Origin of the sequence: Rhodococcus sp. IEGM 1241 (assembly GCF_033142365.1) — a bacterium.
In the GTDB taxonomy this organism is placed as follows: Bacteria; Actinomycetota; Actinomycetes; order Mycobacteriales; family Mycobacteriaceae; genus Rhodococcus_F; species Rhodococcus_F erythropolis.
In genome coordinates this window covers 1,936,011-1,950,630 of the sequence record NZ_JAWLSE010000001.1, presented here as the reverse complement: position 1 = coordinate 1,950,630, position 14,620 = coordinate 1,936,011, and the positions used below count along the sequence as shown (strand labels likewise).

Sequence of the window (14,620 nt, the reverse complement as noted above, 5' to 3'; positions counted from 1 at the left end):
CAATGAGCAAGTCGACGAACAACGACAGCGGGCGTATCGAGAAGGTCCTCGTTTCCGTTCTCGACAACGGAAGCCGCCTGCAAGCGCCCGCAGTGGCCAAATACGTCAACCACGTCCGTAAGGCGCACCCCGACGAGTCACCTGCTCAGATCGTCGAGCGGATGGAGAAGATGTTCATTCTCGCCGTGACCGGAAGCGGCAGTGCCGTCGGCGCCACGGCCGCGGTGCCGGGCGTCGGAACGGTCGCGTCCATCGCTGCAGTCGGTGCGGAATCGGCTTTCTTCCTCGAAGCGTCGGCGCTGCTCACATTGGCAATAGCGTCTGTCCACGGAATCTCCGTGCAGGATCATCAGCAACGACGTGCCCTGGTACTGGCAGTCGCACTCGGCGAATCCGGCATGGAGATCGTCCAGAAGGCCACCGGGATCACGGCCAAGAACTGGGGAACGGCAATCACGAGCAAGATTCCCGGACCCACGATGAGGGGAATGAACAGCACCCTCGTGCGGAAATTCGTGACCAAATACGCCGCCAAGCGCAGCGCACTGATCCTCGGCAAGCTCGTTCCCGCCGGAATCGGTGCGGTCATCGGCGGTGCGGGTAACCGAGCCATCGGCAAGGGCGTCGTCAAGAATGCGCGCGAAGCCTTTGGACCCGCACCGGCCAGGTGGACCGGTCACCTGATCGTGATGCCTGCCGACGATGCCGCAGTGCTTCCCCAGACGCAGACACGCCGGGCCATCCGCAGATAGCCGTCCGGGCCGTAGGCTCGCATCACGTATTCGCCGCCGACCCGGGAGCAGCATTGACGAACACCGCAATGGGATCCTTCTCTGCCCCCATCGAGATTCGTGGGTTGACGAAGACGTTCAAGGCGGCGCGCGCGGTCAACGACCTGAGCTTCGACGTTCAGGCGGGCTCGATCACCGGGTTTCTCGGCCCGAACGGTTCGGGCAAGACGACCACGTTGCGGATGCTCCTCGGACTGGTGTCACCGACGTCGGGATCGGCCACGATCAACGGCACCCCGATGCGTTTGCTGCCCAACCCGGCCCGGACGGTCGGCGCAGTACTCGACGTCGGCAGTCTCCATCCGAAACGAACGGCGCTCGGACACCTCGAGATCTACGCGGCCGCTATCGGCATGCCGACTCAGCGCGCGGCGCAGGTTCTGGACATGGTCGGTCTGAGTTCGGTCGGAGCCCACAAGACCGGCACCTTCTCACTCGGGATGCGCCAACGCCTGATCCTTGCCACCGCGATGCTCGGTGATCCCGAGATCCTCGTCCTCGACGAACCCGCGAACGGACTCGACCCCGAAGGCATGGCGTGGCTACGTCAGTTCCTGCAGACCTTCGCCGGTTCCGGCCGAACGGTTCTGATCTCGAGCCACGCGCTTCGTGAAGTGGAAGCGACCGTCGACAGCGTGGTCATCGTCAGCGCCGGCTCACTCGTCTACCAAGGGACCATGGACGAACTTCGTCGCTCCCAGCGCAGTCGACTGCTCGTCTCGTGTTCCAACCCAGCGCTCCTCGCCACGGCATTGGCCGCTCGCGGAATCATCGACGCCCAGATCACGCAGGACGGACGGCTCGCCGTGGGCGGCACCGACACGTCGGTGCTCCCACCGGTGGCATCCGCCGCCGGTGTCACGATCTTCGGTGTCGCGACCGAAGGCGCAGATCTCGAGCAACTGTTCCTCGCGATGACAACACCGCAGTACGCGGTTCCCCAGGTCGGATACCACCGCCCACCCGGTCCCGGTTCCGGACCGGGCTATTACGGCCCTGCCGCATACGGACCTTCCGGAGGACACAGATGACCACGCTCGTGCGCGCGGAGACACTCAAAGTTCTCACCCTGCGCTACTGGTGGGCACTGGCCATCGCACCGGTCGTCGTGGCCGTGCTGATTGCTGCCTCGACTCGGACGTTCGTCGAAGTCGTGGCCGATTCGGCCGACACCACTTTCGACGTCGATGTCGTGTCCACCGGCGTCAGCCTCGGTGTCTCCAACACGCTTGTCCTGGTGTTCGCGGCCGTCTTCGGAGCGCTCACCGCCGGATCCGAATTCGGCTACAAGACTCTCACCACGACGTTCCTCACAGCTCGGGGCCGCGACGGAGTTCTCGGCGCAAAACTTGCCGTCGTCGCGGTATTCGCCGTCGGCTACGCACTGGCGGTCGAAGTAGTCAGCATCGGCGCGATGTTGCTCTTCGGCCGGGACTTCAGTTTCACCACCGATCTCTTCGCCATCTGCGCCGCAGGCATTCTGGCGTGCGCGCTGTGGGCACTGCTCGGCGCCGGGGTGGCCCTGCTCACCGGTTCGTCGATGGCCGGTGCCCTCTCGGTCATCCTGTGGTTCGTCTTCGGTGAATGGATCGTCCGCGCCGTGCTGCTCGCGATGGATCTCGGTGGGATCGGGGCTGCGCTTCCGGTGTCGGCCACGATCGGCACCATCGTCAATGCGGCACCGTCGATCGACGTCGACGCGTTTGCGTCCTGGCCGAGCGGCCCGATGATGCTGGCCGCTTGGGTAGTTCTGTTCTGCGGGCTCGGTTGGCTACGGACCAGGACCCGCGACATCACCTGAAAAAGCTGTCTGGGGCCGGGTCTACCGTGGATCTCGATGAACACGATCAACACGGACAGTCCGGTAGCTGGAGAGGTGGATCGAGCTCCGGGCTGGATCCGCCGCTTGGCCCACGCATGCTGGTTGCACCGAAGAGTTGCGATCGGCGCGCTACTCGTTACGGTCATCGCCTCTGCGATCGACATCTCGTTTCCTCTCCTGACCCGCTATGCGCTCGACGCCGCAAGCCAGGAGAACCCGGGCAAGGTGATCGGGTTCGTCGCGTTGGCGATCGCGTTGCTCGCGATCGTCCGCTTCGCGTGCCAGTACGGCCGACGGATGCTTGCCGGCCGACTCTCGCTCGACGTTCAACACGACTTGCGGCTCGCCCTGCTCGGTTCGCTGCAACGCCTCGACGGACGCGGGCAGGATCAGATCCGCACAGGCCAGGTGGTCTCCCGGTCCATCACGGATCTGCAGCTCGTCCAGGGTTTACTCGCGATGGTGCCGATGTCCGCGGGAGCGCTCCTGCAATTCGTGCTGGCGATCGGCATCATGGCGTGGCTCTCGCCGCTGTTGACTCTCGTCGCTGTCGCCGTCATCCCAGCAGTAGGGCTGGTGGTGTTCCTGATGCGACCGATGCTCTTCGCCGCAACATGGTCCGCGCAGCAGCGGGCCGCCGACCTCGCCCAACACGTCGAGGAAACCGTCACCGGCGTTCGCGTCGTCAAGGGATTCGGGCAGGAACAACGAGCCGTCGACCAGCTGGAGAAACATAGCCGCACGCTGTACTCCGAGCGCCTTCGCGCCGCGTGGTTGAACGCGAAATTCGCGCCAACCATGGCCGCCTTGCCCCAGCTCGGGCAGGTGGGAGTGATCGCTCTCGGCGGGTATCTCGCACTGCACGACAAGATCACCGTGGGAACGTTTCTCGCGTTCGCCACCTACATCGTGACGATGACCGGAGTCACCCGAACTCTGTCGTCGGTCATCGTCATGGCGCAGCTGGCACGCGCCGCTGTAGAGCGTGTCTACGACGTCATCAACGCTCAGCCGGACATCGCCGATCCAGACCATCCGGTGGACCTGCCCGACGGTCCTCTCGGAGTCACCTTCGACGACGTGGCATTCGGATTCGACACCGAACGCGACGTCCTGACCGGGCTGAACCTCCGCATGGAACCGGGCGAGACCGTCGCCGTCGTGGGTCCGGCCGCGTCGGGCAAGACCGCGTTGTCCTTGCTTCTCCCCCGGTTCTACGCACCGACTTCGGGTGCGGTGACAGTCGATACCGCCGGCGAGACGTTCCCCATCGGCGAACTGCGCAGTGAGCAGCTTCGTGCCGCCGTCAGCCTCGTCTTCGACGAGCCCTTCCTGTTCTCGGACACCATTGCCGCCAACATCGCACTTGGCCGCGAGGACGCCTCCGACGAGGACATCCGCGACGCAGCAGAACTGGCACAGGCAGATTCGTTCATCGAGGCACTCCCGGACGGATACGACACCGTTGTCGGTGAACGAGGTCTGACGCTGTCGGGCGGCCAGCGTCAGCGCATCGCGCTTGCCAGGGCACTGCTCGTCGACCCACGGATCCTGGTCCTCGACGACGCGACCTCCGCAGTCGATGCGGCTACCGAAGCCGCGATCTTCGACGCGTTCCGGGCCAGACGGCGCCAGACCACGCTCATCCTCGCTCACCGGCGGTCCACCCTGACGCTCGCAGACCGGGTCGCGGTTCTCGACGGCGGACGGATCATCGACTCCGGAACCGTGGACGAACTGGAAGCGCGATGTCCGCTCTTTCGCGCCCTGTTCTCCTCGCCGCCGGAACTACCGGCCGAACTCGACGACGTCGACTCCGATGCTTTCGGACGTGACCGGCGCGAGCCGACAACCGAGCAGTTGTGGCCGCAGGCACCGGAATCCGAAGCCGACAGCACAGCCGCTACGACGCAGGGTGCGGGCGGACCGATGGCCGGAGCGCTCAGCGGAATCGCGGTGACGCCGTCCCTGCGGGCAGCAGTCGACGCTCTCCCACCCGCACGCGAAGACCCCGGAATCGCTCCTGAGAGCCTGCGCGAATCGAATCCACAGTTCTCACTCCGACAGATCTTGACGCCGGTCCGCTGGGTTCTACTGGCGGTTGTCGTGTGCCTTGCCCTGGACTCCGCAGCGGCGATCGCATTTCCCTCCCTCGTCAGATACGCGATCGACCACGGAGTCGTGACCGCGGACAGCAGCACGCTCTGGATAGCGACGGCATTCGGCGCCCTCCTGGTCGCCGCGGACTGGGTCGTCGTCGCGGTCATGACGGTGCTCACCGCCCGGGCCGGCGAACGCGTGTTGTTCGGGCTCCGCGTACGCAGCTATGCACACCTACAGCGCCTGGGCCTGGACTACTACGAACGTGAATTGTCCGGGCGCATCATGACGCGCATGACCACCGACGTCGACGCGCTGTCGTCGTTCATCCAAACCGGCATGTCGACGGCGATCGTGAGCGTCCTGACCGTCGGCGGAATTTCGATCGCACTCCTGGCGACCGACGTGACGCTCGGACTGGTGGCGCTGGCCGTCATCCCACCGCTCGTGGTTGCGACCGTGATCTTCCGCAAGATCTCCTCGGTTGCCTACAGCCAGTCCCGCGAACGGATCTCGCTCGTCAATGCCGACTTCCAGGAGAACATCGCCGGTCTGCGAGCGGCTCAGGCCTACCGCCGCGAAGAAGGTGCGGCGCGTAGGTTCGCAGAACGCTCCGAAAGCTACCGCCGATCGCGGATGCGGTCGCAGCGAGCCATTTCGATCTACTTCCCGTTCATCTCGTTCCTGTCCGACCTCGCGTTGGCCGCAGTGGTGTTCGTCGGCGCGCACCAGATCGCCAACGGGTCGACGTCACCCGGCGTACTGATCGCGTTCGTGCTCTACCTCGGCCTGCTGTTCGGACCGATTCAGCAACTCTCACAAGTGTTCGATGGTTACCAACAGGCAAACGTCGGATTGCAACGAATCGGTGACCTTCTGCGTACTCGGAGTTCGATCGAAACAGCCGACAGCGAGGATCTGATCGCGATCTCCGGACGGCTCGACGGCGCCGTTTATCTCGACGGGGTCGGGTTCCGGTACTCGGGTGCGGACGTCGACGCCCTCTCCGATTTCGATCTGCAGATTCCGCCGGGCACGACGGTTGCCCTCGTCGGCAGAACTGGTGCCGGGAAGTCGACGGTGGTGAAGTTGCTCGCCCGCTTCTACGACCCGACGTCCGGATCCGTCGACGTGGACGGAACCGACATCCGGAACTTCCACCTCTCGCAGTACCGACGTCGCCTCGGCGTGGTCCCGCAAGAGGCGCATCTGTTCACCGGCACGGTCGCCGACAACATCGCGTACGGGAGGCCGTCGGCGTCGCACGCGGAGATCGAGGAAGCGGCGCGTTCCGTCGGCGCACTGAATTCGATAGCCGACATGCGTGGAGGCATGAATCATCCCGTCGGCGAGCGCGGTCAGGGGCTCTCGGCAGGCCAACGCCAACTGATCGCATTGGCCCGTGCCGAACTGGTCGACCCGGACCTTCTGCTCCTCGACGAGGCGACCGCGACGCTCGATCCCTCGACCGAACGAATGGTGCTCGAAGCAAGTCGGTCGGTCACCCGGAAACGGACTTCCGTCGTCGTAGCTCACCGCCTCGCGACAGCTGCCCGAGCGGACCTCGTCGTCGTAGTTGACCGGGGACGTATCGTTGAATACGGCCCGCACGATGTTCTGCGGTATGCCGGTGGTCACTACTCGGGACTCTGGGATGCATCGCAGGCGCGTGAGGGGAATAATCTGACGTCGAGAACTGTCATCGAAGGCAACCCCGTCGCGTGACAGTCGGCACGGATTTGTACCGCCGAGAGGTAGTGCGCGATCGCAAGATCACGGACTTCCGTGAGACAGCTCACAAATTGTGTGCCGCACAATTGCTCGTCACACGCTCGGGCTAATCTCATATATATAGGCGCTCTGATCGGGTACCGAAATAGAAACGAGGCGAACACCTGCCGTGAGCAGCAGTTCTACATCCCAATTCGGACAGAACCAGTGGCTGGTTGACGAGATGTACCAACGCTTCCAGGACGATCCGTCGTCCGTGGATCCCAGTTGGCACGAATTCTTGACCGATTACTCGCCGGACTCGGCGAACACGGGAGGTGGAAACGGGACTGCCTCGAACGGCAACGCGGCTGCACCCGCCGCTGTTGTAGCTCCGCCTGCTGCTCCCAAGGCCACGCCTCCCGCCCCCAAGACCGCACCTCCTGCGCCGCCTGCCAAGGCTGCCGCACCGGCCCCCGCGAAGACGGCAGCGCCCGCCGCGAAGGCCGCCCCCGCCAAGCCTGCAGCAGCCAAGCCTGCGGCCGCTCCCGCGAAGCCCGCTCCCGCCGGCGGAGCCGAGGAAACCAAGGTTCTCCGCGGCGCCGCAGCAGCAGTCGTCAAGAACATGTCGCTCTCGCTCGAGATTCCGACAGCAACCAGCGTGCGTGCCATCCCCGCGAAGCTGATGTTCGACAACCGCATCGTCATCAACAACCACCTCGCGCGTACCCGCGGCGGCAAGATCTCGTTCACCCACCTCCTGGGTTACGCGATCGTCCAGGCAGTCAACGCGTTCCCCAACATGAACCGGCACTTCGCCGAAATCGACGGCAAGCCGAACGCGGTCACCCCCGAGCACACCAATCTCGGACTCGCGATCGACCTTCCCGGCAAGGACGGCAACCGCTCACTGGTTGTTGCCGCCATCCGGAACACCGAGTCGATGAACTTCGTCCAGTTCCACGCGGCGTACGAGGACATCGTCCGACGCGCCCGTGAAGGCAAGCTCACCGGCGAAGACTTCACCGGCGTCACCATTTCGCTGACCAACCCGGGCGGCATCGGCACGGTTCACTCCGTTCCTCGCCTGATGAAGGGCCAGGGCGCCATCATCGGTGCCGGCGCGATGGAATACCCCGCCGAGTTCCAGGGCGCCAGCGACGAGAAGCTGGCCGAGATGGGCGTCGGCAAGTTGATGACTCTCACCTCGACTTACGATCACCGCATCATTCAGGGCGCCGAGTCGGGCGATTTCCTGCGCACGATCCACAACCTGCTGATCAGCGACGAGTTCTACGACGAGATCTTCCACGCGCTCGGCAACCCGTACGAGCCGGTGCGTTGGCGCAAGGACGTGCCGGAAGGCGCTGTCGACAAGAACACCCGTGTTCTCGAACTGATCGCTGCATACCGTGACCGCGGCCACCTCATGGCCGACACGGACCCGTTGCAGTTCGTCAAGGACAAGTTCCACAGCCACCCCGACCTCGACGTCATCAGCCACGGCCTGACGTTGTGGGATCTGGACCGCGAGTTCAAGGTCGGCGGCTTCCACGGCCAAGAGAAGATGAAGCTGCGCGACGTGTTGAGCGTGCTGCGCGACGCGTACTGCCGCCACGTCGGCGTCGAGTACACGCACATCCTCGAGACGGATCAGCGTCAGTGGATCCAGGACCGCGTCGAGGGCCATCACGCCAAGCCTTCGGTCGCTCAGCAGAAGTACATCCTGAGCAAGCTCAACGCCGCCGAGGCCTTCGAGACGTTCCTGCAGACCAAGTACGTCGGCCAGAAGCGCTTCTCGCTCGAAGGCGCCGAAGCCGTCATCCCGATGATGGACGCCGTGATCGACCAGGCCGCCGAGCACCAGCTCGACGAGGTCGTCATCGGAATGCCGCACCGTGGCCGTCTCAACGTGCTTGCCAACATCGTCGGCAAGCCGTACTCCAAGATCTTCACGGAGTTCGAGGGCAACATGAACCCGGCAGCCGCTCACGGCTCCGGCGACGTGAAGTACCACCTGGGCGCCAGCGGAACGTACATCCAGATGTTCGGTGACAACGACATCGCTGTCTCCTTGACCGCCAACCCGTCTCACCTCGAGGCCGTCGACCCGGTTCTCGAAGGCCTGGTCCGCGCAAAGCAGGACATCCTCGACAAGGGCGAAGAAGGCTTCACCGTCCTGCCGCTCATGCTGCACGGTGACGCTGCATTCGCCGGTCAGGGCGTTGTCGCCGAGACGCTGAACCTCTCGCTGCTTCGCGGCTACCGAACCGGCGGCACCGTACACATCGTCGTGAACAACCAGGTCGGCTTCACCACCGCTCCGGAACATTCACGCTCGTCCGAGTACTGCACCGACGTCGCGAAGATGATCGCCGCACCGGTCTTCCACGTCAACGGCGACGACCCCGAGGCGTGCGTCTGGGTTGCTCAGCTGGCCGTCGACTTCCGTGAGAAGTTCGGCAAGGACGTCGTCATCGACCTCATCTGCTACCGCCGCCGCGGTCACAACGAGGGCGACGATCCGTCGATGACCCAGCCGGCGATGTACGACGTCATCGACACCAAGCGCAGCGTTCGTAAGAGCTACACCGAGTCCCTCATCGGCCGCGGTGACATCTCGCTCAAGGAAGCCGAAGACGCACTTCGCGACTACCAGGGCCAGCTCGAACGGGTCTTCAACGAAGTCCGTGAACTCGAGAAGTTCCAGCCCGAACCGTCCGAGTCCGTCGAACTCGACCAGACTCCCCCGGCTCGCCTGACCACGGCTGTCGCTCCCGAGGTCCTCGAGCGCATCGGTGATGCGTTCGTCAACGTCCCCGAGGGCTTCACCGTTCACCCGCGCGTCAAGCCGGTTGCCGAGAAGCGCCGCGAGATGGCCCGTGAGGGACATGTCGACTGGGCGTTCGCAGAATTGCTCGCGTTCGGCTCGTTGGCCGAGCAGGGTGCCTTGATCCGCCTCGCGGGTCAGGACTCCAAGCGTGGAACGTTCACGCAGCGTCACTCGGTCCTCATCGACCGCAAGACCGGCAACGAGTACAGCCCGATCGCCAAGATCGCTGCCGACGCCGAAAACGGCGGCAAGTTCATGGTCTACGACTCCGCTCTCACCGAGTACGCAGGTCTGGGCTTCGAGTACGGCTACTCGGTGGGTAACCCCGACGCTCTGGTCCTGTGGGAAGCGCAGTTCGGTGACTTCGTCAACGGCGCGCAGACCATCATCGACGAGTTCATCTCTTCGGGTGAGGCCAAGTGGGGTCAGCTCTCCGACGTCGTGCTGCTCCTGCCGCACGGTCACGAGGGTCAGGGTCCGGACCACACCTCCGGTCGCATCGAGCGTTTCCTTCAGCTGTGTGCAGAAGGCTCGATGACCGTTGCGGTTCCGTCGACTCCGGCCAGCTACTTCCACCTGCTGCGTCGCCATCACCTCGACGGCATCCGCCGTCCGCTGGTGGTCTTCACGCCCAAGTCGATGCTGCGTAACAAGGCTGCAGTCAGCAACGTCGAGGACTTCACGACGGGCAAGTTCCGTTCCGTCTTCGAGGAGCCTGCATTCGAGAGCGGCGAAAGCGCCCGCGAATCGGTCAAGCGGGTTCTGCTGGTCAGCGGCAAGCTGTACTGGGAGCTTCTGGCGAAGAAGCACAAGGACGAGCGTGACGACATCGCAATCGTGCGCATGGAGCAGCTCTACCCCGTGCCGAAGCGTCGTCTCAAGGAGACCCTGGACCGTTACCCGAATGCGGATCAGTTCCGTTGGGTTCAGGAAGAGCCCGCAAACCAGGGTGCGTGGCCGTTCCTCGGACTGGCTCTGCCGGATCTTCTGCCGGAGACCTTGACCGGCATCAAGCGCATCTCGCGTCGTCCGATGTCCGCTCCCTCTTCGGGATCGAGCAAGGTGCACGCGGTGGAGCAGCAGGAGATCTTGGACGAGGCGTTCCTGCCGACCAACTGAGCAGTGGCGTTCCTGCCGACCAACTGAGCAGTGGCGTTCCTGCCGACCAAGTAAGCAGTGGCAGTACCCAAAGGCCGGGCCCCACATTCCGCAAGGAGTGTGGGGCCCGGTCTTTCTGCGTTCACGTCAATTCGATTGCAGCAGACCCAGATCCGGCCCGGCATCGAAGCCGACGGCGGCCAGTGCCAACGCGGGCAACGACTGAACCGTCAGGTCGATCAGTTCCTCGCGGGTGATTGCGGGCGCGCGGAGCCAACTGATGGTGGCTTCCTCGACAAACGCGATCCAACCTCGAACGGCCAACTCCACCTGAGGCGTTCGAGTCAGGCCGATCTTGGGGAGCTGATCGAGGGTTCTCTTGGCCATGATGTCGCGAGTCTGCTCGAACACCTCACGCATCTGCGGATCCCCGCTGGCGGTCCCCCGGAGCAGCGAGACGTAGGTATTGCGGTTCTCGGTCACGTAGTCGACGTACGACGCCAGCACCGATCGGAGGGTGAGCATCGGATCGTCCGACTCGCTCGGCTCCGTGCGCTGGAGCATCTGTTCACTGCTGTGTCGGACGATGGCGAGATGGAACTCGCTTTTCGACGCGAAGTAGTGGAACAGAAGCCCACGCGACACCCCCGCTTGATCGGCGATGTCCTCGACGGAAATCTGCTCGAGCGGCCGTTCGGCCAGCATGCGCGCCCCGAGGTCGATGAGTTGCGCTCGGCGTTGCGCAGGGTCGAGCCGCGTTCGCTTTACTGCGTCCATGCCCAATAGACTACTGAATATCCGTCAATAAGCTATTGACCGTGACTCAATAAAGGCATATCGTTCCCTACATGAGTCTTCCAGTTACAGATACCTCAGCACCTGCCGCGGATACTCGCCACGTCGGCACACTGATCATCGGCAGCGGTTTCGCCGGTCTCGGTGCGGCGATCAAACTGGCACAGGCCGGCATCACCGACTATGTCGTTCTCGAGCGCGGCAACGACGTCGGTGGAACCTGGCGTGACAACAGCTACCCGGGCGCCGCGTGTGACGTGCCGTCGCATTTGTACTCGTACTCTTTTGCACTCAATCCGGAGTGGACGCGCTCCTTCTCCACCCAGCCCGAGATCTACAAGTACATCCAGTCGGTGGCCAACCGCCACAAGGTGCTCGACAAGCACATTTTCGACTGCGACGTTCTCTCCGCCCGCTGGGACGAGTCGTCGGCTCAGTGGCACGTCAGCACCAACAAGGGTGAATTCGTCGCAAAGATCGTCGTCTCGGCCGTCGGCGCACTGTGTGAGCCTTCACTCCCGGACATCAAGGGCATCGACGGCTTCAAGGGCGAGATCTTCCACTCCTCGCGCTGGAACCACGATGCCGATCTGACGGGCAAGCGCGTGGCCGTCATCGGAACCGGCGCCTCCGCCATCCAGATCGTGCCCGCTATCGGCAAGAAGGTCTCACACCTCGACGTGTACCAGCGCACGGCGCCGTGGATCCTGCCCCGCGCAGACCGCGAGTACACCAAGATCGAGCACCTCGCGTTCAAGTACCTTCCCGGCTTCCAGAAATTGTGCCGCACCGGTATCTACTGGATGCGAGAGACGCAGGTCGTCGGCCTGGCCAAGGCGCCGGTCTTCATGAAGCCGCTGCAGTTCGCCGCCGAGCGTCACCTGAAGGCTCAGATCAAGGACAAGGATCTTCGTAAGAAGGTCATGCCCAACTTCCAGATCGGCTGCAAGCGCATGCTGATCTCGAACAACTACTTCCCCACCCTCGCCCAGGACAATGTCGACCTGGTGACCGAAGGCATCGAGGAGGTCACCGCCAACGGGATCGTCTCGAAGACCGGCACCACCCGTGAGATCGATGCCATCGTCGTGGCGACCGGATTCCACGTCACCGACTCCCCCACCTTCGCGGGAATCTTCGGCAAGGACGGACGCTCGCTCGCCGAGGTCTTCGAAGAGACCGGCATGCAGGGATACAAGGGCGCCGCAGTTGCCAACTTCCCCAACATGTTCTTCCTGGTCGGCCCCAACACCGGCCTCGGACATTCGTCGATGGTCTTCATGATCGAGTCGCAGATCAACTACCTGGTCGACGCGATCGCCACCATCGACAAGTACGACATCGGCACCATCGAGGTGCGCAAGGACAAGCAGGACAAGTACAACAAGGACCTGCAGGCAGCTATGTCCAAGAGCGTGTGGAACAACGGCGGTTGCGCCAGCTGGTACATGGACAAGCACGGAAACAACACCACCCTGTGGCCTGGCTTCACCTTCCAGTTCCGCAATGCCACCAAGCATTTCGACCTCGCGGCATACCGCAGCGTCGCCACCTCGGATCTCGGCGCCGTCGGCACCGCGACCACTTCACAGATCGACCTCGACGACGAGAAGGCAGTAGCACAATGAGTGATTTTGCAGGCAAGGTCGTAGTCATCACCGGAGCGGGATCGGGCATCGGTCGCGCACTCGCACTGAACCTGGCCGGCCAGGGCGCCAAGTTGGCGATCTCCGACGTGGACACCGTCGGGCTCGCCGAGACAGCACGTCTGGTGGAGGCCATCGGCGCCGAGGTGAAGTCGGACCATCTCGACGTCACCCAGCGCGAGGCGGTTCTCGAGTACGCCGACGCGGTTGTCGCCCATTTCGGCAAGGTCAACCAGATCTACAACAACGCCGGAATCGCGTACCACGGCACCTTCGAGAAGTCCGAGTTCAAGGACTTCGAACGTGTCATGGACGTCGACTTCTGGGGAGTTGTCAACGGCACCAAGGCATTCCTTCCCCACGTCATCGCCTCCGGTGACGGGCACATCGTGAACGTGTCGAGCCTCTTCGGTCTGCTGTCGATGCCGGGTCAGAGCGCCTACAACTCGGCCAAGTTCGCCGTTCGCGGTTTCACCGAGTCGCTTCGCCAGGAAATGCTGATCGCCAAGCACCCGGTGAAGGTGACCTGTGTGCACCCGGGCGGAATCAAGACCGCCATCGCACGCAACGCCACCGCAGGCCCGGGCGAAGATCTTGCGGTCTTCTCCGAGTTCTTCGACCGCAAGCTCGCGCGCACCACTCCGGAGGACGCCGCCAAGACGATCGTCAACGGTGTTCGCAAGAGCAAGCCGCGAGTTCTCATCGGGATGGACGCAATCGCACTCGACGCCTGGGTTCGCCTCGTAGGATCGGGCTACCAGCGCATCGTCGCGATCGTCGCCGGCCGAATGATGCCCAAGTCCAGCTGAGTTCGTTTCACAGCGTCGTTCGTTTCACAGCGCAGTTCGCATAAAGAGTCAGGAGCCCTGCCGGTGAGCACGTTCACCCTTCCGCTGCCCGTGGTCGCATTCTTGTTGAAGCCGTACTTCCGTCTGGCTTTCAACTCGCGGCTGCCGTATCGGATTCAACGTCTGCTGCTCGAGGCCGGGGCACCGCTACAGCAGGTTCCAGCGGGCGCCGTCGTGCGCCCGCTGGAGCTGGCTTGCCGACCGGCTGAGAAGATCACCGTCGGCGCAACCGAGCGCCCCACCGCAGTTCTCTACCTGCATGGCGGGGCGTACACGCTGGGTTCGCTGGCCACACACCGTTCTCTCGCAGCTCATCTCGCCCGTGAGTCGTCCAGTGCGGTCTTCACCTTGGACTACCGTCTCGCGCCGGAGAATCCGTATCCCGCCGCTCTCGACGACGCGGTCTCTGCCTTCATGCAGTTGGTCACCGAGTTCGACTATTCGGAAGACCGCGTTGCCATTGCCGGCGATTCGGCCGGTGGCGGTTTGGCCGCGGCGACCGCTCTGCGTCTGATCGAGCGTCACGGCGTGACCCCCGGCGCGCTCGCACTGATCTCGCCGTGGGTCGATCCCGGCGATCGGGGTGCCACCAAAAAGGCCGACCTGGTGGTCAACACAGCTTGGTCCTTCGATGCCGCCGACGCTTACCTTGCCGGCGGCGACCGTACTGATCCTGGCTACGCGCCGATGCACGGCAAGCTCGACGGGTTGCCGCCCACCAGGATTCACGTCGGTTCCGAGGAGGTCCTCTACCCGCAGATCATGACGTTCACCGACAAGCTCTCCGCTGCCGGCGTCGACGTGTCCCTGGTGGAGTACGCGCGACTGTGGCACGTGGCTCACGCACAGGCGTCACTGGTGAAGGAAGCAGCAGACGCCGTTGCCGACCTCGGCCAGTTCATCGCATCGAAACTGATTCGTGCCAAGGATGATTCGAGTTCAGCAGTGGGATCGAACAGTCACTGACGGGTGGCCCA

Annotated in this window: 9 protein-coding genes; 8 read left to right on the top strand and 1 reads right to left on the bottom strand. The window is 63.7% G+C overall.

Features of this window, described 5'->3' with window-relative positions:
• Window positions 1-2: 2 nt before the first annotated feature.
• The 5 genes from R4P70_RS09390 to R4P70_RS09370 all read left to right on the top strand — a co-directional run bounded on the left by R4P70_RS09390 (window position 3) and on the right by R4P70_RS09370 (window position 10,375).
• Complete coding sequence (locus R4P70_RS09390) at window positions 3-752, top strand: hypothetical protein (protein ID WP_317830705.1); 750 nt, start codon at window positions 3-5, stop codon at window positions 750-752.
• A gap of 68 nt (window positions 753-820) precedes the next feature.
• Window positions 821-1,822: an ABC transporter ATP-binding protein gene (locus R4P70_RS09385; protein ID WP_020723663.1), complete on the top strand. Its 1,002-nt coding sequence runs from the start codon at window positions 821-823 to the stop codon at window positions 1,820-1,822.
• The gene (locus R4P70_RS09380) at window positions 1,819-2,592 is read left to right on the top strand and encodes an ABC transporter permease (protein WP_019749328.1); all 774 of its coding nucleotides are present in this window, start codon (window positions 1,819-1,821) and stop codon (window positions 2,590-2,592) included. The genes R4P70_RS09385 and R4P70_RS09380 overlap by 4 nt, the downstream gene beginning before the upstream one ends.
• A gap of 36 nt (window positions 2,593-2,628) precedes the next feature.
• The gene (locus R4P70_RS09375) at window positions 2,629-6,438 is read left to right on the top strand and encodes an ABC transporter ATP-binding protein (RefSeq protein ID WP_317830704.1); all 3,810 of its coding nucleotides are present in this window, start codon (window positions 2,629-2,631) and stop codon (window positions 6,436-6,438) included.
• Window positions 6,439-6,613: 175 nt separating this feature from the next.
• Window positions 6,614-10,375, top strand: a complete 3,762-nt coding sequence (locus R4P70_RS09370; protein WP_021344987.1) for a multifunctional oxoglutarate decarboxylase/oxoglutarate dehydrogenase thiamine pyrophosphate-binding subunit/dihydrolipoyllysine-residue succinyltransferase subunit — start codon at window positions 6,614-6,616, stop codon at window positions 10,373-10,375.
• 126 nt (window positions 10,376-10,501) lie between these two features.
• Here the strand turns inward: R4P70_RS09370 and R4P70_RS09365 are convergent, their stop codons facing one another.
• Entirely contained in the window at window positions 10,502-11,131 is a 630-nt protein-coding gene (locus R4P70_RS09365; RefSeq protein WP_007736130.1) for a TetR/AcrR family transcriptional regulator, read from the bottom strand.
• A 71-nt stretch (window positions 11,132-11,202) separates the two neighbouring features.
• Between R4P70_RS09365 and R4P70_RS09360 the strand changes: the two genes are divergently transcribed.
• From R4P70_RS09360 to R4P70_RS09350, 3 genes are all read left to right on the top strand, one after another.
• Window positions 11,203-12,777 (top strand): flavin-containing monooxygenase, encoded by a 1,575-nt coding sequence (locus R4P70_RS09360; protein ID WP_019749332.1) that lies wholly within the window; start codon window positions 11,203-11,205, stop codon window positions 12,775-12,777.
• Entirely contained in the window at window positions 12,774-13,604 is an 831-nt protein-coding gene (locus tag R4P70_RS09355) for an SDR family NAD(P)-dependent oxidoreductase (protein ID WP_019749333.1), read from the top strand. Before R4P70_RS09360 ends, R4P70_RS09355 begins: the two co-directional genes overlap by 4 nt.
• Before the next feature lie 63 nt (window positions 13,605-13,667).
• Window positions 13,668-14,609, top strand: coding sequence for an alpha/beta hydrolase fold domain-containing protein (locus R4P70_RS09350; RefSeq protein ID WP_019749334.1), 942 nt, complete (start codon window positions 13,668-13,670; stop codon window positions 14,607-14,609).
• The last annotated feature ends 11 nt before the right edge of the window (window positions 14,610-14,620 follow it).

Bases quoted from the DNA above. Each gene is read 5' to 3' on its own strand.
- R4P70_RS09365 (WP_007736130.1), bottom strand. From the start codon at position 11,131: ATGGACGCAGTAAAGCGAACGCGGCTCGACCCTGCGCAACGCCGAGCG.
- R4P70_RS09390 (WP_317830705.1), top strand. From the start codon at position 3: ATGAGCAAGTCGACGAACAACGACAGCGGGCGTATCGAGAAGGTCCTC.
- R4P70_RS09375 (WP_317830704.1), top strand. From the start codon at position 2,629: ATGAACACGATCAACACGGACAGTCCGGTAGCTGGAGAGGTGGATCGA.
- R4P70_RS09385 (WP_020723663.1), top strand. From the start codon at position 821: ATGGGATCCTTCTCTGCCCCCATCGAGATTCGTGGGTTGACGAAGACG.
- R4P70_RS09380 (WP_019749328.1), top strand. From the start codon at position 1,819: ATGACCACGCTCGTGCGCGCGGAGACACTCAAAGTTCTCACCCTGCGC.
- R4P70_RS09355 (WP_019749333.1), top strand. From the start codon at position 12,774: ATGAGTGATTTTGCAGGCAAGGTCGTAGTCATCACCGGAGCGGGATCG.
- R4P70_RS09360 (WP_019749332.1), top strand. From the start codon at position 11,203: ATGAGTCTTCCAGTTACAGATACCTCAGCACCTGCCGCGGATACTCGC.